This is a genomic window from Hominimerdicola alba 8, assembly GCF_000178155.2.
GTDB lineage: Bacteria > Bacillota > Clostridia > Oscillospirales > Ruminococcaceae > Hominimerdicola > Hominimerdicola alba_C.
The window spans coordinates 26,500-49,751 of the sequence record NZ_ADKM02000069.1 but is presented as its reverse complement, the minus strand read 5'-3'; the positions used below and the strand labels follow the sequence as shown (position 1 = coordinate 49,751).

Genomic DNA, 23,252 nt, shown 5'->3' with positions numbered 1-23,252 from the left:
AAAATTGCTGAACAGACATTAAACGATTTTTGCTGTGCATTTATTGCTAAGTAAAATCTTCAGAAAAATTGATCTACTCGACCGCTTTCAGTGAGCCGACCATATCGACCTTTGTAAGTACAAAGTGAAGTGCTACGTTGACGGCAAGTGCAAATATCAGCGTGATCACGCCGCCGTAAAGTAATGCGCTCGGTGCAAGTTCACGGTTGAACATAAGCAGATCGACCTCCGCAGTGACGGTCACAAAGTAGTGAAGCAGCCGTCCCAGCGGCATGCCGATGATAACTCCCAGCAGCGCCGAAATAATGTTTTCGCGCAAAATATAGTCATCTGTTTCACGGTCAAAAAACCCCAATACTTTGACAGTTGCGATCTCACGCTTTCGCTCGTTGATATTGATCTCAGCCAGATTGTAGAGCACAACAACAGCCAGCAGACCTGCGCTGAATATCAGCACAGCTACCACAGTGTTCAAGCTGTCAGCAGAATTGAGATAACCCTCACTCTGATCTTCTTTATAAGTCAGACCATAGAAATGATCAGATCGAAGAAACGTATATCTGAAAGCATCAAAGTCCGTACCCGGCTTTAAATCTACGAATGCGATGTTGTGAAGCACTTCTTTATCAAAAGAGTTTTGGTATAATTCAGGTGCAACGAAAATATAGTGGAAAGCATAGTTTCTGCAAATACCGCTCACTGAGATATCAGCACTTTGACCCTCTGAATTTTTCAGCGTGATAGAGTCGCCGACATTTATATCAAGCAGCTTTGCCAGCTTTTCGGTGATCACAGCTCCACTGTCATCAAGCGCAATTTCTGACAGGTCATCTGCTGACCTTAACTTGATGAAATTTTCCAGCTGCGCGGGCAAATCGGGAACGCAGACATTTGCGGTATAGACCTGTCCGCTGTGAAAAGCCTCAAATTCGGTGAGCATAGCCTGCATATGAACGCTTATTTCTCCGACATTTTCTAGTTCACGTTTGTTTTCATCGTAATTATATCGGTTGTTCATCACGGCGATGCCGTCATAAACGAATACATCTCTGAACTGCTTATCGACCACCGAACCGATGGAATGTTTCAGTCCGAAACCTGTGATTATCAGCGCAGTACACCCTGCAACGCCCGCCAGCGTCATGAAAAAACGCCGCTTGTAGCGAAGCATATTTCGGGTGGTGACTTTGCTCATAAAACTGAATTTTCCCCAGATCTTCGGGTTGTTTTCGATAAGAACGCGCCTGCCCTCTTTTGGTGGTCTGGGTCGCATAAGGCTTCCGGGAACTGCCTGTAGTTCGCGCAGACATGTAAATGCTGTCACACCGCAGATGCAAATCACCGAAACGCCTACCGAACCCAGCAGGAATTCAGGTCTGAGCGGTGTGTTGAGTTTTTGAATGTTGTACAATAATTTGTACCCATCGTAAATGCTGTTCGGCAGCAACAGAAGTCCGAGCGCTGAGCCAAACACTCCGCCGATGATCGCAGCAAGTCCCGAATAGACCAGATATTTACCCAGTATTGTTTTACGGGAATATCCGAGCGCTTTGTAAATTCCCATGTTTCCGCGCTGTTCTTCGATCAGGCGTGACATGTTCGTCAGGCAGACAAGCGACGCGACCAGTACGAAAAACACGGGGAAGACCCGCGAGATCAAGTCGATCTTATTGCTGTCACCTTTGAACTGAGCGTAATCGTTTGAGGCAGTAAATCGGTCAAAACGGTAGATCGCAGGCTCGCTGACCTCAGCAAGCTGTGCTTCTGCATCGCTTATCTCCTTGTAGGCAGAGTCAAGCTGCGACAGATATTTTTTGTGTGCAACGCCCGAATTATCGCCGTTATCGCTCATTAGTTCCTGCACGATCATCAGCGCTTTTTCAGCTTTGAGCATTGCAGCTTTTTCAAGATAAGCTCTCTTTCCTTGTGCGACCTCAGCTTCGTAAATTTTTCGCGTTTTCGCAGCAGTTTTCTGAATTTTCGGAAGTTCTTCCGAGAGTATGGAATAGTCCATATCAACGTACTGATTTAAAGTGTCAGCAGTTGTCTTTGCAGAAGCGATCCTCTCTTCAGCCTGTTTCTTTAGGTCGGAATATCGTTTGTTTACGCTGTTTTCAAAGGCAGAATATGCCTCTTCTCCAAACTTGTTGACTTTATTTTTGTACTCATCAGAAAACGGGTCAAGCTCGTCAACGCCATCGATATCCACGAACAGTTCTGTGTAATACGGCGTGATAAATTCTTCTTCACGAAGGAAAACGTTTGAAACTATCGTGCCGTCACCCTCTGTGGTGGGGTCGCGTTCATAGCCGATGTACATCGGTGATGTCACGATGCCGACTATCTCAAAAGTGTCATTTTCCAGCGTATCAAGGAGATCTTTCGTATCATCAGTTTCCGAAAAGGTCAATTTTTCACCCAGTTTAAATGTGCTTGGTGATGACAGCTTGACTTCTACAGCGCACTCGCCGTCCTTTTCGGGCAGACGACCTTCGATAACGTTTAACTTGTTCATCAGATTTGGACTGTCATCAGGTAAAGCTGAGTTGAATGAGATACACTTCAGCACGATATTTTTGTTGTCGTATCGGTAGAAAACTTCCTTAGAATACGCCGCATGTGCCCCTTTTATGTGATCTGCTGTCTTTACTGCCTCAACATCTGCTGATCTCACACCGATCTCTGAGGTGAACATCAAGTCCATCAATTTGTACTTTTGAAAATAATCGGCAGCTGTTTCCACCATATCGGGCTGAGTGGCTTTGACCCCCGAAAAGAAGCCGCAGCCCAGCGAAACTATCAGCAAAATGGAAAGAAATCGACCGAAATTTCCACGTATTTCTCGTATGGTATCTTTAAGAAAAGCAGTTTTCAAATCGAAACCTCCGATGATAAAAAGGCTGTAATGCGGACTTTACTGATAAAAAGTCCGCATTCAGTCCCGATATTGGTTCAGCGATATTAACGCCGAACGAAAATTTTCGTGAATTACTTGGGATCAACAAAGCCGACCTTGTGATAGACCTTAGAAACGGTGCGCTGAGTGATGATCCTTGCCTTTTCCGCGCCTGCCGTATAGCATTCTTTGAGGTATGCCTTATCGTTCATAAGACGCGCAAATTCGGTGCGTACAGGTTCGAGGTGGTCAGCGACTGCTTCACCTACAGCCATTTTGAAGTCGCCGTAGCCCTTGCCTGCGAAATCCTTTTCGATATCCTCGAAAGTTTTTCCTGTCACAACGCTGTAGATGGTCATCAGATTGTTGATGCCATCCTTGCCCTCTGCATATCTGACTTCTGTGTCGGAATCGGTCACAGCACGCTTGAATTTGCGGATGATCGTGTCCTTATCGTCCAGTATCAGTATGCAGGCATTCGGGTTTTCGTCAGATTTTGACATCTTCTTTGTGGGATCCTGGAGGCTCATGACTTTCGCTCCCATTTTCGGGATATAAGGCTCAGGCAGTTTGAAGAAGTCGCCGTAGCGCTGGTTGAAGCGCTGTGCGATGTTTCTTGCCAGTTCGAGGTGCTGTTTCTGGTCAGCGCCGATCGGGACAAGATCTGCATTGTACGCCAGAATGTCAGCCGCCATCAGCACAGGGTATGTGAACAGACCTGCATTGATGTTGTCGGCATGTTTAGCCGATTTGTCCTTAAACTGAGTCATTCGCTGGAGTTCACCGAACTGTGTTGAACAGCCCAATACCCAGCTGAGTTCGGGGTGATTGCAGTTGTGGCTCTGGAAAAACAGCACAGATTTCTTCGGATCCATTCCGCATGCGATAAGCAGTGCGTATGCCTGAAGCGAGTTCTGTCTCAGCTTTGCAGGTTCCTGTGTGACTGTTATCGAATGCAGGTCGGCTACCGCGTAAACGCAGTTGAATTCCTCCTGCAAAGGACCCCAGTTCTTGACTGCACCCAGATAGTTGCCCAGTGTAAAGGTGCCTGTGGGCTGTATCATGCTCAGTATCAGCTTTTTGTCTTTTGAAAAATTTAACTCAGCCATTTTACTACTCCTTATTTCAAACGTTATCGTTGTGATCGATCATTCGCCAAACATTTCCTTTGAAAGTTTGCCCAGCATCTCACAGCCTGCAACAAGCTGTTCGTCTGTAGGTGTCGAGAAGTTCAGTCTGAACGATGTTGTCTTGTCGCTCTCATTTATCATGAATGCGTTGCCGGGAACGACAGCTACCTTGAACTCCTTGACAGCGCGAGTGCAGAACGCGGTCATATCGCAGTCAGCGGGAAGTGTGCACCAGATGAACAGACCGCCCTCAGGCTTGGTGAATTTGATCTTTGAAGAGAAATTTTTCTCGATCTGCTCGATCATCAGACCGCACTTGTGTCTGTAGATAGCACGCAGACGCTCAAGGTGTGCGGGCATATCGCACTGGGTCATGAACTTGTAAGCAAGTACCTGTGCCCAGATGTTGGTGTGAACATCATCGACCTGCTTGCAGATGGTCATTTTATTGATTATCTCCTTAGGTGCGCTTATATAGCCGACTCTTATGCCGGGTGCCAGCACCTTTGAGAATGTTCTCGAATAAGCTACGATGCCGTCCTTGTCCATGCTCTTGATGGAGGGAACATGCTCGCCTGTGAAACGCAGGTCGCCGTAAGGGTTGTCCTCAAGGATTATCGCGCCGTATTTCTTAGCCAGTTCGTAAGCGCCCTTGCGTTTTTCAAGCGAAGTGGTAAGACCTGTTGGGTTCTGGAAATTGCAGATCAGGTAGATCAGCTTGACTTTGCCTGTTTTCAGGACTTCTTCCAGTTCATCGAGGTCGATGCCGTCATCTTTGAGGGTGATGCCTCTTAAGTCCACATTATAGGATTTGAACGCATTCAGCGAACCGATGAAGCTGGGGGCTTCACAGCAGAGGATATCGCCCGGATCGCAGAGGACCTTAGCCATCATAGCGTTTGCCTGCTGTGCGCCGCTGACGATTATCAGATCATCGCGGCCGGGCACAAATTCGCCCTTCTTTTCAAGTTCTTTTTTCAGCAGATCGCGCAGGGGAGTGTAGCCCTCAGATATGCTGTACTGGAGCGCTAAGATGGGGTCTTCGGCAAAGATCTCAGCCGAGATGCGCTTTATCTCGTCAACAGGGAAAGCCTCAGGTGCAGGGTTGCCTGCGGCAAAAGAGATGACACCGGGTTCAGAAGTGAACTTAAGGATCTCTCTGATGGCGGAAGCCTTGATATGCGATACTTTTTCAGAAAATCTGTACTCCATTTTAAAATGACCTCTTTCATTGAAATGTGTGCCTTGAAATTTTGACTGTCAGATGCACAAAAAAGTGCATAGCGGCAGAGAAATCAGCAAAGCAAATATAATACCATATTATTATAGCACATTTCAGTTCTACTTTCAAGCATTATGCTGCTAAAATCGGTAAAATTTTCAGATCAACGAGATTTGATTATAATATTGCAACAATTAAATATAAATTATAAATAAAACATATAAAATTTCAATATTTTCAATGAATAGCATATTGCAAAAATTAATATGTTGTGATATACTAACTATTAGTGGAAGAGTTGGGTAATCAACTGTAAAATTAATCGATTTTGCAGTTGATTTTACAAATATATGGATGTACCTCCCTTCAGCCAAATTTAAATTAGCCTGATCCTATTCAAATTACCACGAAACATCGGCGTCGTTACGGAGTTTTTCTCCTTGCGGCGCCGTTGTTTTGTCTGCTTGATTTTGAGAGAAACTCTCAATTGTAAATAATGTGTAAAAGTCTGCAAAAGCTGTTGACAGCGGGGACGAGGTGTGCTATAATACAAAATTGAAATTTACTCTCAGTTTTAAAAGGAGGTCAGAAAGTGGCGCAGTACAATACGATCCAAAAGGGCGAATTACTGGATTTTCTGGGCAGACACAGAACTTCTGCCTATACCGTTAAAGAGATCGCAGACCTGATGAAAGCTGACAGCGCCATACCAAAACCGCCCGGTGAAAGCACTGTTTATCGGCTTATAAAACAGCTGGTCGAGTCGGGTGAAGTAAAACGCACTGTTCGCGGCAACAGCCGTACTTTCGTTTATCAGCTGACTGATGGTGAAAGCTGTCACCATCACCTGCACATGAAGTGTGTGACCTGCGGCAAACTATATCATATGGACGATGAGGCGAGCCGTGAACTGGTCGAGCGGATATTGCAGGAGGACAGCTTTGAGATAGACAGCAGTGCTGTACTGCCGGGTAAATGCGGCGGCTGTCGCGGCGGTAAAGGGGATAACTGACTTTTCGGAGGAATATATGAAACTAAAAAGAATTGCAAGTATTTTAATGTGTGCGGCTGTGATTGGGCTTTCTGCCTGCGGTGACGGTGCGGGACTTGCTGAGAGCGTATCAAAGAAAAGCGGCAAGGTCAGCGTGGTGTGTACGACTTTTTCGTGCTATGACTGGTCGCGTGAGATAATCGGTGACAAGGCAGATGAAGTCGAACTGACCTATTTATTGGACAAAGGTGCCGACCTGCACAGCTATCAGCCCACAGCGGCAGATATCGTGAAGATATCGGGCTGTGATGTTTTTGTCTATGTTGGCGGCGAGAGCGAAACGTGGGCTGAGGACGCGCTGAAAGAGGCTTCAAATAAAAATATGAAAGTAGTCCGTCTGCTTGATACCGATGGTTTTGACGCTAAGGAAGAAGAGGTCAAAGAGGGTATGCAGGCTGAGGAAGAAGAAGAGGGCGAAGCTGAGGAAGAGCCTGAGTATGATGAGCATGTGTGGCTCTCGGTGAAGAACGCTGAGATAATGTGCGGTGAGATAGAAAAGGCAATAGGCGAGGCTGACCCCGAAAATGCGTCGGTCTACGAGCAGAATCGTCAGGCGTATACAGAAAAGCTGTCTGCGCTGGACGGACAGTTTGCTGATATGGCGGCAAATGCAAAGTCGAAAACTATTATTTTCGGTGACAGGTTCCCGTTCAGGTATTTATGTGATGATTACGGCATAGATTACTATGCGGCGTTTGTTGGCTGTTCGGCTGAAACGGAAGCCAGCTTTGAAACTATCGCTTTTCTGGCAGAAAAGGCTGACGAGATAGGTGCTGAAACGATATTCACCATAGAGAACAGCGACGGGCGCGTAGCGCAGGCGATAATAAACGGAAGAAAAGACAAGTCGGGCGAGATAGCTGTGCTGAATTCGCTCCAGTCTGTTGACAAGGCGCAGGCTGACAGCGGCGTGACTTATATCTCGCTGATGGAGGAAAACTGCGAAACGCTGAAAAACGCGCTTGATCGATGATTTGAGTCAGGAGAGTAAAATGGGAAAGCAGATCGAATGTAAAAACTGTACTCTGGGCTATGAGGGCGTTGCTGTCACTGAGGGGATAAATTTTACCGTCAGCAGCGGTGATTATCTGTGTATACTGGGCGAGAACGGTTCGGGTAAAAGTACGCTCATAAAGGCGCTTCTCGGGCTGAAACCCGTAATGAGCGGTGAGATAGAGTGGGCAGAGTCAAAGCAGGGGGAGATAGGCTATCTTCCTCAGCAGACACTTGTACAGCGGGATTTCCCTGCATCTGTACGTGAGATCGTGATGTCGGGCTGTCTGGGCAAGGGCGGGTTTCACCCTTTCTACCGTAAGGAAGACAAGGAACTTGCCGACAAGACGATGACTCAGCTTGGCATAAAAGACTTGGAAAAGCGCTGTTACAGAGAACTTTCGGGCGGTCAGCAGCAGCGTGTGCTGCTGGCAAGGGCGCTGTGCGCAGCCGGTAAGATACTACTGCTGGACGAACCTGTTACAGGTCTTGACCCGAAAGCGCAGAACGACCTTTATGAACTGATCGCAAGTCTTAACAAGGGCGGCATAACTATTATAATGGTGTCCCACGATATACATGCGGCAGTGAGATATGCCAGCCATGTTCTGCACATAGGCAGTAAAAAACAGCTGTTTTTCGGTACAAAAGAGAAGTATGTCAACAGCCGTCTGGGACAGAGTTTTATTCTTACGGAAGGGGGCGAAGAGAATGAGTGAACAGCTTGAGATCTTGCAGCACTATTTTTCCTACCCTTTTGTTAAGTATGCGATGATAGTCGGACTGCTGATAGCGCTTTGCTCATCACTGCTGGGGGTCACGCTGGTGCTCAAAAGATTTTCGTTCATCGGTGATGGTCTTTCGCACGTTGCATTCGGCGCGATGGCGGTATCTACAGTGCTTTCTGTTTCGCTGAAGCGGGCAAGTCACGGCGAGAGCCTTTTCGCGAAATTTCTCGAAGACACTAACGGAATGGTGATAATACTGCCTGTCACGCTTATCGCGGCGGTACTGCTGCTGCGAACGGGTCAGAACACCAAAATAAAGGGAGATGCAGCCATCGCGATGATATCTGTCGGCTCTCTGGCAGTCGGATATATGCTGATAAATGTGTACTCGGCATCTGCGAATGTTGCGGGCGATGTTTGCAGCACGCTGTTCGGCTCGACCTCGATACTTACCCTTACAGAGGGTGAAGTTTGGCTGTGTGCAGCGCTGGCTGTGGTTGTGCTGGCGGTCTTCGTGATATTCTATAACCGCATCTTTTCTGTGACTTTTGATGAAAGTTTTGCTAAGGCAAGCGGTGTCAAGGCGAACGGCTACAACCTGCTTATCGCCATAATCACTGCGCTCATCATCGTGCTTGCGATGAATCTGGTCGGTTCGCTGCTGATATCGGCGCTGATAATTTTCCCTGCGCTGTCAGCAATGCGCCTTTTCAAGAGTTTTCTCAGCGTTATCATCTGCTCGGCAGTTATCTCGGTGATATGCGCGGGCGTGGGTATCATAGTTAGCATACTATTCTCAACACCTGCAGGTTCGACCATCGTTTCGGCGGACATTATCGTTTTCTTTGGATTTTCCGCTGTTTCTGCGATAACAAGGAGGAACTGACATGAAAAAGCTGATACCTTTCGCGCTGTCTGCCGCACTTCTGCTGGCAGGCTGCGGTGATACATCCAAGGTCGATGAACTGATAAACAGCAGCACTGCACAGACGGTCACACTGAACAAGACAGATGAAGCTATCGCTAAACTGGCTGAGGATACCGCTGAGGACTACTGGGCGAACAAGGAAACTTCCCCTGTTCCGCAGACCACGAAGATAGATGAAGCCGAACTGAAAAACGGCGATATCGATATCGACCTGACAGGGTTGAATGCCAATATGCTCTATGCGCAGGTCTACGAGATGACCTCTGACCCTGAAAAGTACGAGGGCAAGACAGTACGCGCCAACGGCACTTTTGCCTATACCGCCGACCCGAATACAGGCGGCGAATATTTCGCAGTGTTCATTGCTGATGCGGCAGCCTGCTGCTCACAGGGACTTGAATTCCGCCGCGAGGGCGAGTTCAGCTATCCCGCAGATTATCCTGAGATAGGTGAGCCTATAGTGGTCACAGGAACTTTCAGGACTTATAAAGAGGGTGTTTTCACTTACTGTGAACTGGCTGATGCCACTATGGAAGTCGAAAACGCATAAACTTCGATAATACGCAAAAAAGGGATATGTCTTCCGCTGACAGAAGACATATCCCTTATTTATTATTTCAAAAAGAATATCGAGAACAATAAAAATCCAACACCTGCGAAGAGCAGTATGTACAGCAGTACCATGACATACAGCTTCATACCTTTGCTTTCCCTTATTTCGCGGGGCTGTTCCTCAGTCTGCGGCTGGTTTGGCTGAACTTCCTTCGGCTGAGATACGGGATGAACTGTCTGCTTTTTTGGACGAGGTGTCGGCGTGCATATGTCGCAGAAGTTGCACTCTTCATATTCTGTCGGCACATGGTCAACAGTCAGCTGACGCAGTACACGGTAGACTTCGTCCATCGACTCGTAGCGCGTTTCGGGGTGCGCCATGCAGCACTGCATGATGAACCTCTGCAATTCGGGAGGTGCACCGCGCGGCGGGTCAAATGCAGCACCGTTCATTCGTGCGCGGACTGCCTCTGCGGGGTCACCGTCTGGCTGTTGAAGCGGCAGAAGTCCGCCGTTGAAAATGCGGTACAGCACCAGTCCGTAGGAGTAGATATCTGCCTTGTACGGGTCGAAGCCCTCAGTCTGCGTTTCGGGAGCGGCATAAGTGGGGTCAGCACGTTTCGGGTCGAAGGTGCATGGTGCGTCCAGACAGAAGTGTCCCTCACTGTCCACCCAGATGTTCTCAGGGCAGATGTCACCGAAAGTGAAGCCCGCTTTGTGGGCAGTCCTAAGCCCGCGACATATGTTGTCAGCCAGTTTGCGGGCAGTCATGTATGGCAGCTGACCTTTTGCAGTAATGGCAGAAAGCGGTTCATACTCGTCAGTCTGTACCAGTATGTCAGCCGCCACAGGTGCAGAACCGATGTTTTCGTGGTTCTTCACTGTGAAATTTCTGGCGCTTACTATGAATGCTTCTCCCGCAAGACGCATCTTGTCATTTATCCGTCCGATGGCGGCAGAAGTCAGTTCAGAAAGCGGGCGCTTGCTGACACGGCTGTCAACCGTCAGCACACGTACAGCGCTCTTCCTGCCGTTCTTATCTTTCAGGCGGTACATAACGCCCGTTGGGTTCTCGCCTGCAAAACTGTCTATGTACCACTCGTTCCACAGCGGTTCATAGTTCGACATGCGGCGTTCAAGTCCGTTGTCCATCAGTCCGCCCTCCTTTCTATTGCGAAAATTAATGCCTTATTTAACAGTTTTTGTCGCAGTGACCTGTGCGCCTGTGCCAAGCAGATCTTCTACAATGATCTGTCCCACCTTTACGGGCAGATGCACTTCGGCAGACTTGATAGCCGCTGTACACTCGAATATCATGTTTTTCGGTATAGGCTGTGCGGTCTTGACGGGCACAGGTCTGCCCTCTGATGAAATAACAGTTGTGGTAACAGTCCTTGTGGGAGCGGAGATCTCGCTGTGCGCGTATATCTCACCGCGTTTGCAGGTGTTGCCGCTCACCGAGATCACTTGGTCACCCTCGACCTCGACTGTCAGTTCACAGCCCATCGGGCAGTTTATACAAGTCAGTTCTCTTGTCATGACTCACACCTCCTCTATCTCAACGCAGATATCCTCGCTGACATCAGCCAGCTTGTCCTGCCTGATGATGATATCCTGCATCTCACTGGGTACAAGAATGCGGCTCTTGCGGCGCAGAAGTTCATTTTCGCCCGCTTTTACAACGATCGAGCAGTCCTTGAAAACGCCTGTCACCCTGAACCTTATGTGTACATCGCCTGTCAGTTCGGCGGTGTGTATCTTTGACGGCACAGTGTAGCGCACGCCGTTCTGTGGTATGACCTTGACAGGTTCGGTGCTGTCGGCAGTACCGCCGCGCTTCACGAAATCTGCTGCGCTCGCACCCGCTCTTGCAGACTCTTCCGAAACAAAGTCCACCAAGTCGTGTACGTGCAGGACATTTCCGCAGGCGAAAACGCCGTCGATACTGGTTTCAAGCCCCTCGTCCACCAGCGGACCGTTAGTGCGCGGGTCGATATCGACACCGCAATTTTTGGATAGTTCGTTTTCGGGGATCAGCCCACAACTCAGCAGAAGCGTGTCACATGGGTAGAACTGTTCTGTGCCCGCGATCGGAGCGTTTTTCTCGTCTACCTGTGCGATGACAACGCCCTCCAGCTTTTCCTTGCCCTTTATGTCAGCGACAGTGTGGCTCAGAAGCAGGGGTATGCCGTAGTCGTCAAGGCACTGCACGATATTCCGCTTAAGACCGCTCGAATATGGCATAAGTTCGGCAACTGCGGCAACGTGTGCGCCCTCCAGCGTCATGCGCCTTGCCATGATAAGTCCGATGTCGCCCGAACCCAGTATCACGACTTCTTTGCCCGGAAGATAGCCCTCGCAGTTGACCAGTTTTTGTGCTGTGCCCGCAGTATAAACGCCCTGAGGTCTGTAACCGGGAATGTTCAGCGCACCTCTCGGTCTTTCACGGCAGCCCATCGCCAGAATGACCGACTTTGCGCGTATATCTTCAACTCCGCGTCCCTTGCTGAGAAGTGTCACCACGCGGTCTTTTGAGATGTTCAGCACCATCGTGTCGGTTTCGTAAGGTATGCCCATCGCTATGACCTTTTCGGCATACCTCTCGGCGTATTCCGGACCTGTCAGTTCCTCCTTGAAAGTGTGCAGACCGAAGCCGTTGTGTATGCACTGGTTGAGTATGCCGCCCAACTCGCTGTCACGTTCCAGTATAACAATATTCTCCAGACCGTTCTCCCGCGCTGATATAGCCGCCGCCATACCCGCAGGACCTCCGCCTACGATGACAAGGTCAAATTCACGCATCTTTCTGCACCTCCTCACGACCTGTTTTTCTCACGCCGCCGATGCCGCAGCCCAGCTTTTCAGCCAGCAGAAGTATGGTCTTAGGCGAACAGAAGCCCGCCTGACATCGACCCATTCCCGCTCTTGTGCGGCGCTTTACACCGTCAAGGGTCACAGCGCCCAGCGGTCTGTTGATGGCATCGCGTATCTCGCCCTCAGTGATAGTTTCACAGCGGCAGACTATATTGCCGTAAGTCGGGTCTTTTGCGATAAGCGCGTTCTGCTCTTCTCTCGACAGTTCCGCAAAATGAACCACGCCCTTACGGGTATCTATGTGGTCGGTCTTAGGTGTAAGGTCTGTCTTTTTGGACAGCATCTCTCTCAGCATCTCAGCTATGGCAGGCGCACTTGTCAGTCCCGGCGACTCGATGCCTGCCGCATTGAAGAAGCCCTCTGCGCCCTCGTTTATGATGAAATCGTTGGTGTCGCCCACAGCGCGAAGCCCCGTAAAGCCTGTTATGACTTTGCCAAACGGAAGCCCCTCTACCGAAAGTGCGCTCTTTGCGCGTATTTCGGCAAGTCCGCCCGCAGTCGTTGAGGTATTCTCCTTGTCATCTATATCCTCAGCCGTAGGACCCACCAGCAGGTTGCCGTGAACGGTGGGTGTTACCAGCACACCCTTGCCCATCTTAGTCGGAAGCTGGAATATGGTGTGGCTGACTGTTTCGCCTGCGTCTTTATCCATCAGCATGTATTCGCCCTTGCGGGGGGTGATCCTGAAACCGCCTGCATTCGCCATTTCAGCTATCTTGTCAGCATAAACGCCCGCGCAGTTGAAAATATATCTGCCCAAAATTTCACCCTTGTCGGTGGTGACTTTCCACCCCTTAGAAATTTTCTCGATGGCAGTTACCTCAGTGGAAAGGCGGAACTCAACACCGTTTGCGTAAGCGTTCTCGGCAAACGCCAGTGTCATCTCAAAAGGACAGACTATGCCCGAAGTCGGCGCATACAGCGCATATTTCACCTCTTTGGATAGTCTTGGTTCACGCGCGCGTGCCTCGTCCCCTGAAAGTATCTCCAGACCCGCAACGCCGTTCTTTTCGCCTTTTTCGCGGAGTTTTTTCAGGTCAGTCAGCCTGTCTTTCTCAAAGCACAGCACCATAGCGCCGTTGTTTTTGAATGCAAAGTCCAGTTTATTGGATAACTCTGCTATCATCGCATTTCCGCGAACGTTCAGCTTTGCTTTCAGCGTATCGGGTTCGGCATCGAATCCCGCATGGACGATGGCGCTGTTCGCCTTGCTTGTCCCCTCGCAGACATCGCTCTCTTTTTCCACAAGACAGACATCAAGCTGGTACTTTGCCAGTTCAGCCGCCGCCGCACAGCCCGTCACTCCGCCGCCGATAATAATTACATCATACATCATATCACCTGCTTATTATAGATTTGTTATATTTTTGACAATAATTCACTCGATTAACATATTAATTATATCATGATAGCACCATTCTGTCAATAGCAAAAAAGCCGCGTTTCTCACGCGGCAGGGGAGATCTGTTCGGCTATGTGCTCGTCATTTTCTGCCCTGTGTCAGCGATCTCAGCAGACCCTCACAGCCCTCACGGATATCATTGTAAGCCGTTTCAAAATCCCCCGTATACCAGGGGTCAGCCACACTTGCAGATTTGCCCGCATAAGACATCAGCAGATGCACTTTGCCTTCGGGGTCAGACCTTATTATTCGGTCGATATTTCGCAGATTGCTCGTATCCATAGCTATCAGCAGGTCGTAGAGGTCATAATCCCGCCTTGTGAGCAGTTCTGCATGCTTGTCACCCACAGATATGCCATGTTCTTTCAGAACTTTTTTGGCAGGCAGATAAACGTGGTTACCAAGTTCTTCTGCGCTGACTGCCGAAGACGCTATGACAAATTCGTCCTCAAGCCCCGCTTTTTTCACAAGATCTTTCATTACAAATTCTGCCATCGGTGAACGGCATATATTGCCGTGGCAGACGAAACATAATTTTGTCATATAAAAATCCCTCTCGAAATTGCATAAAAGCGCATAATTACGCCGTTTTCAGCATTTTATCAAAAATGCTGAAATGATAATATTTTTGCGAATATTCTTATATTTTCTTAGGTTTTTGCCTTCAAAAATGTTAAAATAATGATAAATTCAAGCCGTTTTATCACCGCAGATGCGTCTCATCTCATGCTCTGCGTCCTCGTATCTGATATGGGTATAGGTGTTCAGAGTAGTCCTCTTGCCAAATAGTAACACACTTTCGTATGGTGGGTAAACAACGTAAATTCGTCTTAAAACAGGCTTCTCTTGTCCTTGAGCGGTTCATCGAGCAGTTTGTAGTAGATGTAGATCTCACGGGGTTGCCCTTCGATATAGGCATCAAGGGTGATATACTCAATCAGTTCAAGGCACATCTCACGGCTAAGCTCCTGCACATCCGTGTACTTTTTCAGACGCTCCATAAACATGGCTACATCTTCTTCGTCCTGCCTGATCGTGGAGAACTTTTCTTCGAGGTCTGCGACTTCGGCGGACAGCTCTTTCTGCTCGGTCTCGTACTTTGCTATGAGCTTCATCGCTACATCCTCCGAAACCTTGCTGAGGACTTTGTCCTCGTAGATGTTCTGGATCAGTGTGTCAAGCTCCTGCAAGCGAAATTTGCCCTCTGTGAGCTTCTTGGTGTCAACGGAATACTGCTCCTCGTGGTGCTTTGCCTTGCGTTCAAGAAAACGCTCCTTTGCTTTCTCCTCGTCCTCTACAACAAGCTGTGCAAGGCTGCGAATATCTTCAAGCACAATAGCGTCCATATCCTGCATTTTGATGTAATGGCTCGGACAGTAACGCTTTCCAAACTTCATGTAGGAAGTGCAGTTGTAATTGTGACGAAGATATTTTCTCGGCTTCTTCTTACTGCCGTTTGTGGTGTTGTTCCACGCAAGGCGGACTTTGTTTCCGCAGTCCTGACAGTAGATCAAACCGCTGAGATTTGCTACATACCCGCTGCTATTACGCTTGCCCTGCGACACCGATTGCTCCATCTCACGCACCCTGTCCCAAAGCTCCTGAGAAACGATAGGCTCGTGCGTATTTTTCACAACGATCATATCTTCTTCGTCATTTTTGATAACCTTGTGATTTTTGTAGCTGACAGTTCGGCTCTTTCCAATGTTAGTTGACATTAAATCATTAAAGTTATATAATATAGATGACAAATACTATCGGAGGGATGCGAAATGAATGCTGTAATCAGTTCATTGGATAGAAACTACAGACTGTGTGATACACGTATTACCGATTCAGAAATCATTTTATATATAACTTCAACTCTGGAAAAATTATGCTGCCCATACTGTGAAACGATGACCGGTAGAGTGCATTCTTATCATACGCGAGAAATACAGGATCTACCTATCTCTGACCGGAAGACAATCCTTATAGTGACCACACGTAAAATGAAATGCATAAATCCTGAGTGCAGACATAGTACTTTTGCAGAACGACATCCGTTTGTAAATCCAAATGCACAAAAGACAAATCGTCTGATCGAAAGAATACTAAAAACATCTTCTGAGATGAGTTCTGTTTGTTCCAGTAGGTTATTAAAAAACGAAAACATCATCATTGGAAAGAGCTCTATTTGTACGCTGCTAAAAAAAAACACCTCTGATCGTAGATAAATCAAAGGTGTATAGAGTTTGTATTGATGACTTTGCATTAAAGAAGCGGTATTCATACGGCACTGTTATGGTTGATTGGGATACTCACAGAATCATTGATATGATTCCTTCAAGAGAGAGTACTGAAGTAAGTGTATGGCTCAGTACATATCCAAACATATTAATGATTTCACGAGATGGCGCGTCCGAATACGCTTCAGCAGGAGCCAAAGCACATCCGGATGCTGTTCAAGTAACTGATCGTTTTCATCTATTAAAAAATCTGGCCGAAGTTGTTGATAGATACATCAAAAATAAATTTCCATCTCGAGTTGGAATTGAATCTCATACAGAATACTCTAAACAGATGCAAGCGCTTTATGATACTGCAAATCGCACACAAAGAATCAGATATGCTCATTCGAAACGGAAAGAAGGGCTTACTGTACAGGAAATAGCCTATCTTCTTCACGCCGGAGTCAGAACAGTTGAAAATTATCTTTCGATTCCGGAAGATCAAATCCCAAAGGACAAGGATACTGTCCGTGAAAGGCAGTACAATGAAACAATTAAACGAAAAGAGAACGAAATAAAGCATGTCCGACAATTATTTGATGAAGGGATGACCGTCACAGAAATAGCATGTGCCACACATCATTCGTCCAAAACCATAAGGAATTATCTGAATCCAGACTTCTCGCCTCACAACGGCCATTATGACTTAAAACGGCGTGGAAAATTGACACCATATGAACAGGATATCATATCTATGCGCAGCAACGGTCAAACTTATACTGAGATATACGAGTTCATCAAATCAAAAGGATATATCGGTTCTGTTGCAGCGATACGAATGTTTATGCAAAAAGAACGGGCTCACGCTAAAAGGTTAGGTCTGCATGGCGGAAAGGACTATATTCATAGGATTACGCTTTCTCAACTCGTATATCGCAATCTGGAAGATGTAAAGCTGATCACTCAGGATCAATATGAAGCGCTTCTTAAACAGTATCCGGAACTTGCTGCTTTATATGGCATCTTAAGAGATCTCCATCGTATTGTCTTCTCTAAAAAAGCAGAAGATCTTGAACACTGGATAGAACAGGCTTCCCATTTGGATGCCGTCCCTGAATTAAAGTCATTTGTTGACGGTTTGAAACATGATATATTTGCAATAAAAAATGCAATTATGTTCGATTACAACAATGGCCTTGCCGAGGGCAGCGTGACAAAAATCAAACTCATTAAGCGAATAATGTACGGTCGAAACAGCTTTGCTCTGCTTAAAGCTAAAGTCCTGATGCATGAGCTTTTATACGCAAACAGCAACTAACATTGGAAAGAGCCGATTATACGCTTACCATCAAGAAGTTTTTTCCCTTAACGTATGCAGCTACTTTAGTTATGAGTTAGGCAGCATTTCTTGACATTCTGTTGTGCATAACAGAGAATGGAAAGTCATTTAAGAATAATCGATCGTGCGTTTGGCGTGTATGGCGTATATGATGATATTGACATCTCCACGGAATGATGATATAATAAACAAAATTGACGGGGGTGAACTTATGAATATCATACATATGAAATATGCTGTCGAGGTGGCGAGGATAGGCTCGATAAACAAAGCGGCAGAGGAACTGCTGATAGCACAGCCGAACCTCAGCCGAAGCATAAAGGAGCTTGAAGCCGATCTTGGCATAACTATATTTTCGCGAACTTCCAAGGGCATGAACCTTACTCCCGAGGGCGAAGAATTTATCGGTTACGCCCGCAAGATACTTGACCAGATAGACGATGTTGAGCGTATATACCGTCAGGGCGTGCCAAAAAAACAAAAGTTTTCTATCTCTGTACCAAGAGCCAGCTATATCTCGGAAGCCTTTGCGGAGTTTTCGCGGACTATCACAGGTGATTCGGCAGAGCTTTTCTACTACGAAACCAATGCTCACCGTGCCATAGATAATATCTTTGATTCCAATTACAGCCTTGGCATAATCAGGTATGCGTCCGTATACGATAAGTATTTCAAACGCTCGCTGGAAGAAAAAGGACTGGAGTATGAGCTCATAGCCGAGTTTTCATATATGCTGGTGGCAAGTAAGGAGAGTAGTTTAGCATCGCTTGATAAAGTTCATTTTGGTGATCTCACGAATATGATCGAGATAGCTCATGCTGACCCTTATGTGCCGTCACTGCCCCTTTCAAACGTTAAAAAGGAAGAACTTCTGGACAGCATCGGCAGAAGGGTATTCATTTTTGAGAGGGGAAGTCAGTTCGACCTGCTGTCCCTCAATCCCGAGACATATATGTGGGTTTCGCCACTGCCAGACAGGGTGCTGGATATATATGGTCTTGTACAGAAAAAGTGCATCGACAACAAGCGACAGTACAAAGATGTTCTGATATATCGGAAAGGATATAACCTCACCGAGCTTGACCGCAAATTTATCACTGCGCTTATCGAATCGAAGAGGGCTTATTTTCCGAAAGAATGATATAGTGACGTAAATACGAACTTTAACACAGTTTTCCGTAAAAAGGAGAGCTGTGTTTTTTTATTGGTAAGGGGTATATCGGTAAAGGTAATATCGATATACTTTTTTGGTAATTCCGTTCTCGTAAAAAGGGTGATATAATTAAAACATCGGAGGTGAGAAAGTGAAAGAACCGGTATTTTCAAAGGCAACCCTTGGCAGACTGCCCATATATCTGGATTACCTGAGAACAGGCGACCATGGAGAATATATCTCCGCCGCTGAGATTTCAAGGGCTCTGGGGCTGGGCGATGTTCAGGTGAGAAAAGACCTTAATTCGGTCAGCGGTACAGGCAAACCGAAGATAGGCTACAAGACCACTGAGCTTATTGCGGCACTTGAATCTGTCCTTGGCAGAAAGGCGGCTACCCCCATTGTTATAGTCGGCGCAGGAAAGCTGGGCAAAGCATTGCTGGATTTTGATGGTTTCGATGAATACGGTATCAAGATATCTGCCGCATTTGATGTGGACAAACGTCTGCTCTGCGACAGGATACTCCCCATGGATAACTTTACCAACTACTGTCGGCTTTATGATATCCACGCGGGAATAATCACGGTGCCTGCTGCCTGTGCGGAAGAAGTCTGCGACATTATGATAAAGAGCGGTATAACGGCGATATGGAATTTTGCGCCCACTGTTCTTAATGTCCCAGAAAATATAACGGTATGTCAGGAAAATCTGGCACTTTCACTGGCACATCTTACCATGAAACTTAGGAAATGATACGGAGGAAAGTTCAATGGCAAAGAAAGAGTACGAGATCGTTGACGGCGTTGAAAAGCTTGAAGCCGCCCTTGAAAGAGTAAGGGCAGCACAGAGAAAGATGGCGTCCTTCACTCAGGAACAGGTAGACAGCATATTCCTTGCTGCTGCCACTGCAGCAAACCGCGCAAGGATAGATCTTGCAGAACAGGCTGTTGCAGAGACCGGAATGGGTATCGTTGAGGATAAGGTCATCAAGAACCACTATGCCAGCGAATACATATACAACAAGTACCGTGATACCAAGACCTGCGGCGTTGTTGAAGAGGACAGATCGGCAGGAATAAAGAAGATTGCTGAGCCTATCGGTGTGATCGGTGCGGTAATACCCACCACCAATCCTACTTCCACCGCGATATTCAAATCTCTTATCGCCCTGAAGACAAGGAACGGTATCATCATCAGCCCTCACCCTCGTGCAAAGGAGAGCACCATCGCAGCTGCTAAGGTAGTTCTTGAAGCCGCAGTTGAAGCAGGTGCTCCCGAAGATATAATCGCATGGATAGATATACCCAGCCTTGAAATGACAAATATGCTGATGAAAGAGGCTGATATCATACTGGCAACAGGCGGTCCCGGAATGGTACACGCTGCATACTCCAGCGGTAAGCCTGCACTGGGTGTAGGTGCGGGCAATACCCCTGCTATAATCGATGACAGCGCAGACATCCTGCTTGCTGTAAACTCAATAATCCATTCCAAGACATTCGATAACGGCATGATCTGCGCATCCGAGCAGAGCGTTATCGTTCTTGACAGCATATATGACGCAGTTAAGACAGAGTTCGCTGCAAGGGGATGTTACTTCCTTAAACCCGATGAGATAAATAAGGTGAGAAAGACCATTATTATCAACGGGGCTCTCAATGCTAAGATAGTTGGACAGTCTGCCGCTAAGATAGCTGAGCTTGCAGGCGTGACAGTTCCCGAGGGTGCAAAGATACTCATCGGTGAAGTTGAAAGCGTTGATATCTCCGAGGAATTCGCTCACGAGAAACTTTCTCCCGTACTTGCAATGTACAGGGCTTCCGATATTCAGGACGCATTCGGCAAGGCAGAACATCTCATCGCTGACGGCGGCTACGGTCATACAGCTTCTATCTACCTCGATGCTGTACGCGAGCAGGAAAAGCTCTCCGAGTTCGGCGAGAGAATGAAGACCTGTCGTATACTGGTGAATACTCCCTCTTCTCAGGGCGGTATCGGCGACCTTTACAATTTCAGGCTGGCACCATCCCTCACACTGGGCTGCGGTTCATGGGGCGGAAACTCGGTTAGCGAGAACGTAGGAGTAAAGCATCTGCTGAATATAAAGACCGTTGCCGAAAGGAGAGAGAATATGCTTTGGTTCAGAGCTCCCGAAAAGGTGTATTTCAAAAAGGGCTGTCTGCCCGTTGCTCTTGATGAACTGGATAGGGTCATGGGCAAGAAGAAGGCATTCATCGTAACCGACAGCTTCCTGTTCAAGAACGGCTTCACCAAGCCTGTTACAGACAAGCTGGATGAACTGGGCATCACTCACGAGACATTCTCCGATGTTGCTCCCGACCCCACACTTGCCTGTGCTATGGAGGGCGTAAAGGCTATCAGAAGCTTTGAGCCTGATGTTATAATCGCAATCGGCGGCGGTTCTGCAATGGACGCTGCAAAGATCATGTGGGTTATGTACGAACACCCCGAGGCTGATTTCATGGATATGGCGATGCGTTTCGTCGATATCAGAAAGAGGATATACACCTTCCCGAAGATGGGTGAAAAGGCATATTTCATATGTGTTCCTACTTCCTCGGGTACAGGTTCCGAGGTTACACCTTTTGCAGTTATCACCGATGACAAGACAGGCCACAAGTATCCTCTTGCAGATTACGAGCTTATGCCTAATATGGCTATCGTTGATACCGATATGATGATGAGCGCACCCAAGGGTCTGACTGCCGCTTCCGGTCTTGACTGCATGGTGCATGACCTTGAAGCTCTGGTATCAGTAATGGCAACGCCCTTTACCGATGGTATCGCTCTCGAATCCCTGAAAATGACTTTTGATAATCTGCCCGAATGTGTAGAAACCGGTCAGACAGCTGTAAGGGCAAGAGAGAATATGGCTCATGCCGCAACTATGGCAGGTATGGCTTTTGCTAATGCTTTCCTGGGTATTGGTCACTCACTGGCACACAAGCTGGGTGCATATCACCACCTGCCCCACGGCATCTGCTGCGCACTGGTGATAAGCGAAGTCATCAGATTCAACGCTTCTGATGTTCCTGTTAAGATGGGTACTTTCCCTCAGTACGAATATCCTCAGGCTGCCGCTAAGTATGCAAGGATCGCAAGATACCTAGGCGTACAGGGCAACAGTGACGCTGAACTTGTAGACGGTCTTATCGATAAGATCGAAGAACTCAAGGAAGCTGTGGGCTGCAAGAAGACCATCGCTGAATACGGTATCTCCGAGGAAGACTTCCTCGCAACACTGGATAAGATGTCAAGAGATGCCTTTGACGATCAGTGTACAGGTGCTAACCCCAGATATCCTCTCATCAGCGAGCTGAAGCAGATATACATGAACGTATACTACGGCAGAACTTTCGTTGAGACCGAGAAGCCCGATGCAGGTCAGATAGACAGTGCTGACAGCAGCAAGGATTTCAAGCAGGCTTTCAACCGCGCAGTAAGCAGCGGCAAAAAAAGAGTATAAACGGAGGGACGGAATATGAATCTGGATCGTGTAATAGCTGTCAGAAATACCAAGACGGTGTATCGTGACGGTGACAAGTGCATAAAGGTATTTAATGATACATACAAGAAGTCGGAAGTGCTGAACGAAGCACTGAATCAGTCCATGGTTGAGGAAACAGGCATCAATATGCCCCGCCTTAAAGAAGTGCTGATGATCGACGGTAAATGGTCTATCGTATCGGAATATATAAACGGCAAGACTCTTGCACAGATGATGGAGGAGCAGCCCGAAAAGAAGAAAGAGTATATCGAACAGCTGGTTGATATCCATCTGGATATACACTCTAAAGTCTGTCCCATGCTGAGAAAGCTGAAAGACAAGATGAACAGCAAGATAAGTCAGACAGACCTGAATGCTACAACAAGATATGATCTGCATACCCGTCTTGAGGGTATGCCCAAGCACTACAGGCTCTGCCACGGCGATTTCAACCCCTCAAATGTTATAATCACCGAGGACGGTACTCCCTATATCATCGACTGGGCACACGCTACACAGGGCAACGCTTCCGCAGACGCAGCAAGAACATACCTTTGCTTCTGGCTTGACGGCGATATTGAGGGCGCAGATATGTATCTTGATATATTCTGCGAAAAGAGTAATACCGCAAAGCAGTATGTTCAGAAGTGGATGCCCATCGTTGCGGCTTCGCAATCGGTAAAAGGCAACGAAAAAGAGCGTGAATTCCTGCTCTCCTGGGTAGACGTTGTAGACTATATGTAATATGTGAGGTGCTTAATATGAAGGTAACTGTATGTATTGGTTCTTCCTGCCATCTGAAAGGCTCACGTCAGGTAGTCGAGCAGCTTCAGTATCTTATCGCAAAAGAGGATCTCGGAGACAAGGTCAAGCTCGGCGGAACATTCTGCATGGGCAAATGTCAGCAGGGCGTATGCGTTACTGTTGATGATGAATTCTACTCGGTATCTCCTGAAACAGTGGGAGAGTTCTTCGAGAAAGAGATAAAGCAGAAGGTAAAATAAAACATGATCATTCAGATATGTGTCGGCTCATCATGCCACCTGAAAGGTTCAGAGGATATGATAGAGTTGCTGAAACAGGCGATATCGACCCATGATCTTGAAAACGAAGTTACACTTGCCGGCAGTTTCTGTGCTGGCAGGTGTAATCGTGTGGGTGTTACTGTCACTGTTGATGACGAAGTATACACAGGCGTTACCCCGGAGGGCTTCGCCGAGTTTTTTCAGAACGCTGTATTGAGCCGTATAGGAAAGTGAGTTAAT

At 47.3% G+C, this 23,252-nt stretch carries 22 protein-coding genes; 13 read left to right on the top strand and 9 right to left on the bottom strand.

Annotation, left to right across the window (positions count from 1 at the left end):
- Positions 1-73: 73 nt before the first annotated feature.
- From CUS_RS07390 to CUS_RS07380, 3 genes are all read right to left on the bottom strand, one after another.
- Entirely contained in the window at positions 74-2,875 is a 2,802-nt protein-coding gene (locus tag CUS_RS07390; RefSeq protein ID WP_002848976.1) for an ABC transporter permease, read from the bottom strand.
- Positions 2,876-2,988: 113 nt separating this feature from the next.
- Entirely contained in the window at positions 2,989-4,005 is a 1,017-nt protein-coding gene (gene trpS / locus CUS_RS07385) for a tryptophan--tRNA ligase (protein ID WP_002848993.1), read from the bottom strand.
- 39 nt (positions 4,006-4,044) lie between these two features.
- Complete coding sequence (locus CUS_RS07380; protein ID WP_002848958.1) at positions 4,045-5,238, bottom strand: PLP-dependent aminotransferase family protein; 1,194 nt, start codon at positions 5,236-5,238, stop codon at positions 4,045-4,047.
- 602 nt (positions 5,239-5,840) lie between these two features.
- On the opposite strand from CUS_RS07380, the gene CUS_RS07375 reads away from it, so the two are divergent.
- The 5 genes from CUS_RS07375 to CUS_RS07355 are packed head-to-tail and all read left to right on the top strand — an operon-like array spanning position 5,841 to position 9,498.
- Positions 5,841-6,260, top strand: a complete 420-nt coding sequence (locus CUS_RS07375; protein ID WP_002848951.1) for a Fur family transcriptional regulator — start codon at positions 5,841-5,843, stop codon at positions 6,258-6,260.
- Positions 6,261-6,276: 16 nt separating this feature from the next.
- On the top strand, positions 6,277-7,272 hold the full coding sequence (locus tag CUS_RS07370; RefSeq protein WP_002848980.1) for a metal ABC transporter substrate-binding protein: 996 nt from the start codon (positions 6,277-6,279) through the stop codon (positions 7,270-7,272).
- Positions 7,273-7,291: 19 nt separating this feature from the next.
- A complete protein-coding gene (locus CUS_RS07365) occupies positions 7,292-8,011 on the top strand; it encodes a metal ABC transporter ATP-binding protein (RefSeq protein ID WP_002848946.1) in 720 nt (239 codons plus the stop codon).
- The gene (locus CUS_RS07360) at positions 8,004-8,906 is read left to right on the top strand and encodes a metal ABC transporter permease (protein ID WP_002848929.1); all 903 of its coding nucleotides are present in this window, start codon (positions 8,004-8,006) and stop codon (positions 8,904-8,906) included. The genes CUS_RS07365 and CUS_RS07360 overlap by 8 nt, the downstream gene beginning before the upstream one ends.
- Position 8,907: 1 nt before the next feature.
- Entirely contained in the window at positions 8,908-9,498 is a 591-nt protein-coding gene (locus tag CUS_RS07355) for a hypothetical protein (RefSeq protein WP_002848982.1), read from the top strand.
- Positions 9,499-9,560: 62 nt separating this feature from the next.
- Here CUS_RS07355 and CUS_RS07350 read toward each other — a convergent pair whose 3' ends face one another.
- From CUS_RS07350 to CUS_RS07325, 6 genes are all read right to left on the bottom strand, one after another.
- On the bottom strand, positions 9,561-10,652 hold the full coding sequence (locus CUS_RS07350) for a protein kinase domain-containing protein (protein ID WP_002849010.1): 1,092 nt from the start codon (positions 10,650-10,652) through the stop codon (positions 9,561-9,563).
- Between the two features lie 36 nt (positions 10,653-10,688).
- Entirely contained in the window at positions 10,689-11,039 is a 351-nt protein-coding gene (locus CUS_RS07345; RefSeq protein WP_002848961.1) for a DUF1667 domain-containing protein, read from the bottom strand.
- Between the two features lie 3 nt (positions 11,040-11,042).
- Positions 11,043-12,302 (bottom strand): NAD(P)/FAD-dependent oxidoreductase, encoded by a 1,260-nt coding sequence (locus CUS_RS07340; protein WP_002848949.1) that lies wholly within the window; start codon positions 12,300-12,302, stop codon positions 11,043-11,045.
- Positions 12,295-13,707 (bottom strand): NAD(P)/FAD-dependent oxidoreductase, encoded by a 1,413-nt coding sequence (locus CUS_RS07335; protein ID WP_037276883.1) that lies wholly within the window; start codon positions 13,705-13,707, stop codon positions 12,295-12,297. Before CUS_RS07335 ends, CUS_RS07340 begins: the two co-directional genes overlap by 8 nt.
- Positions 13,708-13,857: 150 nt before the next feature.
- Entirely contained in the window at positions 13,858-14,319 is a 462-nt protein-coding gene (locus CUS_RS07330) for a low molecular weight protein-tyrosine-phosphatase (RefSeq protein ID WP_002848984.1), read from the bottom strand.
- Positions 14,320-14,606: 287 nt separating this feature from the next.
- Positions 14,607-15,494, bottom strand: coding sequence for a recombinase zinc beta ribbon domain-containing protein (locus CUS_RS07325; RefSeq protein ID WP_002849027.1), 888 nt, complete (start codon positions 15,492-15,494; stop codon positions 14,607-14,609).
- 54 nt (positions 15,495-15,548) lie between these two features.
- Here CUS_RS07325 and CUS_RS20780 point away from each other — a divergent pair, with 54 nt between their 5' ends.
- From CUS_RS20780 to CUS_RS07290, 8 genes are all read left to right on the top strand, one after another.
- Positions 15,549-15,992 carry a transposase family protein gene (locus CUS_RS20780; RefSeq protein WP_227945332.1) on the top strand — a complete coding sequence of 148 codons (444 nt, stop codon included), beginning with the start codon at positions 15,549-15,551 and terminating at the stop codon, positions 15,990-15,992.
- Entirely contained in the window at positions 15,979-17,304 is a 1,326-nt protein-coding gene (locus CUS_RS07320; RefSeq protein WP_265335179.1) for an ISL3 family transposase, read from the top strand. Before CUS_RS20780 ends, CUS_RS07320 begins: the two co-directional genes overlap by 14 nt.
- A gap of 232 nt (positions 17,305-17,536) precedes the next feature.
- Positions 17,537-18,466, top strand: coding sequence for a LysR family transcriptional regulator (locus CUS_RS07315; RefSeq protein WP_002849021.1), 930 nt, complete (start codon positions 17,537-17,539; stop codon positions 18,464-18,466).
- Positions 18,467-18,629: 163 nt separating this feature from the next.
- Positions 18,630-19,232 carry a redox-sensing transcriptional repressor Rex gene (locus tag CUS_RS07310; protein WP_002848994.1) on the top strand — a complete coding sequence of 201 codons (603 nt, stop codon included), beginning with the start codon at positions 18,630-18,632 and terminating at the stop codon, positions 19,230-19,232.
- A 16-nt stretch (positions 19,233-19,248) separates the two neighbouring features.
- A complete protein-coding gene (gene adhE, locus CUS_RS07305; RefSeq protein WP_002848936.1) occupies positions 19,249-21,966 on the top strand; it encodes a bifunctional acetaldehyde-CoA/alcohol dehydrogenase in 2,718 nt (905 codons plus the stop codon).
- Between the two features lie 15 nt (positions 21,967-21,981).
- Positions 21,982-22,731 carry a phosphotransferase family protein gene (locus CUS_RS07300; RefSeq protein ID WP_002848967.1) on the top strand — a complete coding sequence of 250 codons (750 nt, stop codon included), beginning with the start codon at positions 21,982-21,984 and terminating at the stop codon, positions 22,729-22,731.
- Between the two features lie 17 nt (positions 22,732-22,748).
- Complete coding sequence (locus tag CUS_RS07295; RefSeq protein WP_002848998.1) at positions 22,749-22,991, top strand: (2Fe-2S) ferredoxin domain-containing protein; 243 nt, start codon at positions 22,749-22,751, stop codon at positions 22,989-22,991.
- A 3-nt stretch (positions 22,992-22,994) separates the two neighbouring features.
- Entirely contained in the window at positions 22,995-23,246 is a 252-nt protein-coding gene (locus tag CUS_RS07290; RefSeq protein ID WP_002848963.1) for a (2Fe-2S) ferredoxin domain-containing protein, read from the top strand.
- The last annotated feature ends 6 nt before the right edge of the window (positions 23,247-23,252 follow it).

Excerpts from the sequence above, each read along its gene's own strand:
- trpS (WP_002848993.1), bottom strand. The coding sequence starts at position 4,005 with ATGGCTGAGTTAAATTTTTCAAAAGACAAAAAGCTGATACTGAGCATG.
- CUS_RS07380 (WP_002848958.1), bottom strand. The coding sequence starts at position 5,238 with ATGGAGTACAGATTTTCTGAAAAAGTATCGCATATCAAGGCTTCCGCC.
- CUS_RS07370 (WP_002848980.1), top strand. The coding sequence starts at position 6,277 with ATGAAACTAAAAAGAATTGCAAGTATTTTAATGTGTGCGGCTGTGATT.
- CUS_RS07365 (WP_002848946.1), top strand. The coding sequence starts at position 7,292 with ATGGGAAAGCAGATCGAATGTAAAAACTGTACTCTGGGCTATGAGGGC.
- CUS_RS07360 (WP_002848929.1), top strand. The coding sequence starts at position 8,004 with ATGAGTGAACAGCTTGAGATCTTGCAGCACTATTTTTCCTACCCTTTT.
- CUS_RS07355 (WP_002848982.1), top strand. The coding sequence starts at position 8,908 with ATGAAAAAGCTGATACCTTTCGCGCTGTCTGCCGCACTTCTGCTGGCA.
- CUS_RS07350 (WP_002849010.1), bottom strand. The coding sequence starts at position 10,652 with ATGGACAACGGACTTGAACGCCGCATGTCGAACTATGAACCGCTGTGG.
- CUS_RS07345 (WP_002848961.1), bottom strand. The coding sequence starts at position 11,039 with ATGACAAGAGAACTGACTTGTATAAACTGCCCGATGGGCTGTGAACTG.
- CUS_RS07340 (WP_002848949.1), bottom strand. The coding sequence starts at position 12,302 with ATGCGTGAATTTGACCTTGTCATCGTAGGCGGAGGTCCTGCGGGTATG.
- CUS_RS07335 (WP_037276883.1), bottom strand. The coding sequence starts at position 13,707 with ATGTATGATGTAATTATTATCGGCGGCGGAGTGACGGGCTGTGCGGCG.
- CUS_RS07330 (WP_002848984.1), bottom strand. The coding sequence starts at position 14,319 with ATGACAAAATTATGTTTCGTCTGCCACGGCAATATATGCCGTTCACCG.
- CUS_RS07325 (WP_002849027.1), bottom strand. The coding sequence starts at position 15,494 with ATGTCAACTAACATTGGAAAGAGCCGAACTGTCAGCTACAAAAATCAC.
- CUS_RS20780 (WP_227945332.1), top strand. The coding sequence starts at position 15,549 with ATGAATGCTGTAATCAGTTCATTGGATAGAAACTACAGACTGTGTGAT.
- CUS_RS07315 (WP_002849021.1), top strand. The coding sequence starts at position 17,537 with ATGAATATCATACATATGAAATATGCTGTCGAGGTGGCGAGGATAGGC.
- adhE (WP_002848936.1), top strand. The coding sequence starts at position 19,249 with ATGGCAAAGAAAGAGTACGAGATCGTTGACGGCGTTGAAAAGCTTGAA.
- CUS_RS07300 (WP_002848967.1), top strand. The coding sequence starts at position 21,982 with ATGAATCTGGATCGTGTAATAGCTGTCAGAAATACCAAGACGGTGTAT.
- CUS_RS07295 (WP_002848998.1), top strand. The coding sequence starts at position 22,749 with ATGAAGGTAACTGTATGTATTGGTTCTTCCTGCCATCTGAAAGGCTCA.
- CUS_RS07290 (WP_002848963.1), top strand. The coding sequence starts at position 22,995 with ATGATCATTCAGATATGTGTCGGCTCATCATGCCACCTGAAAGGTTCA.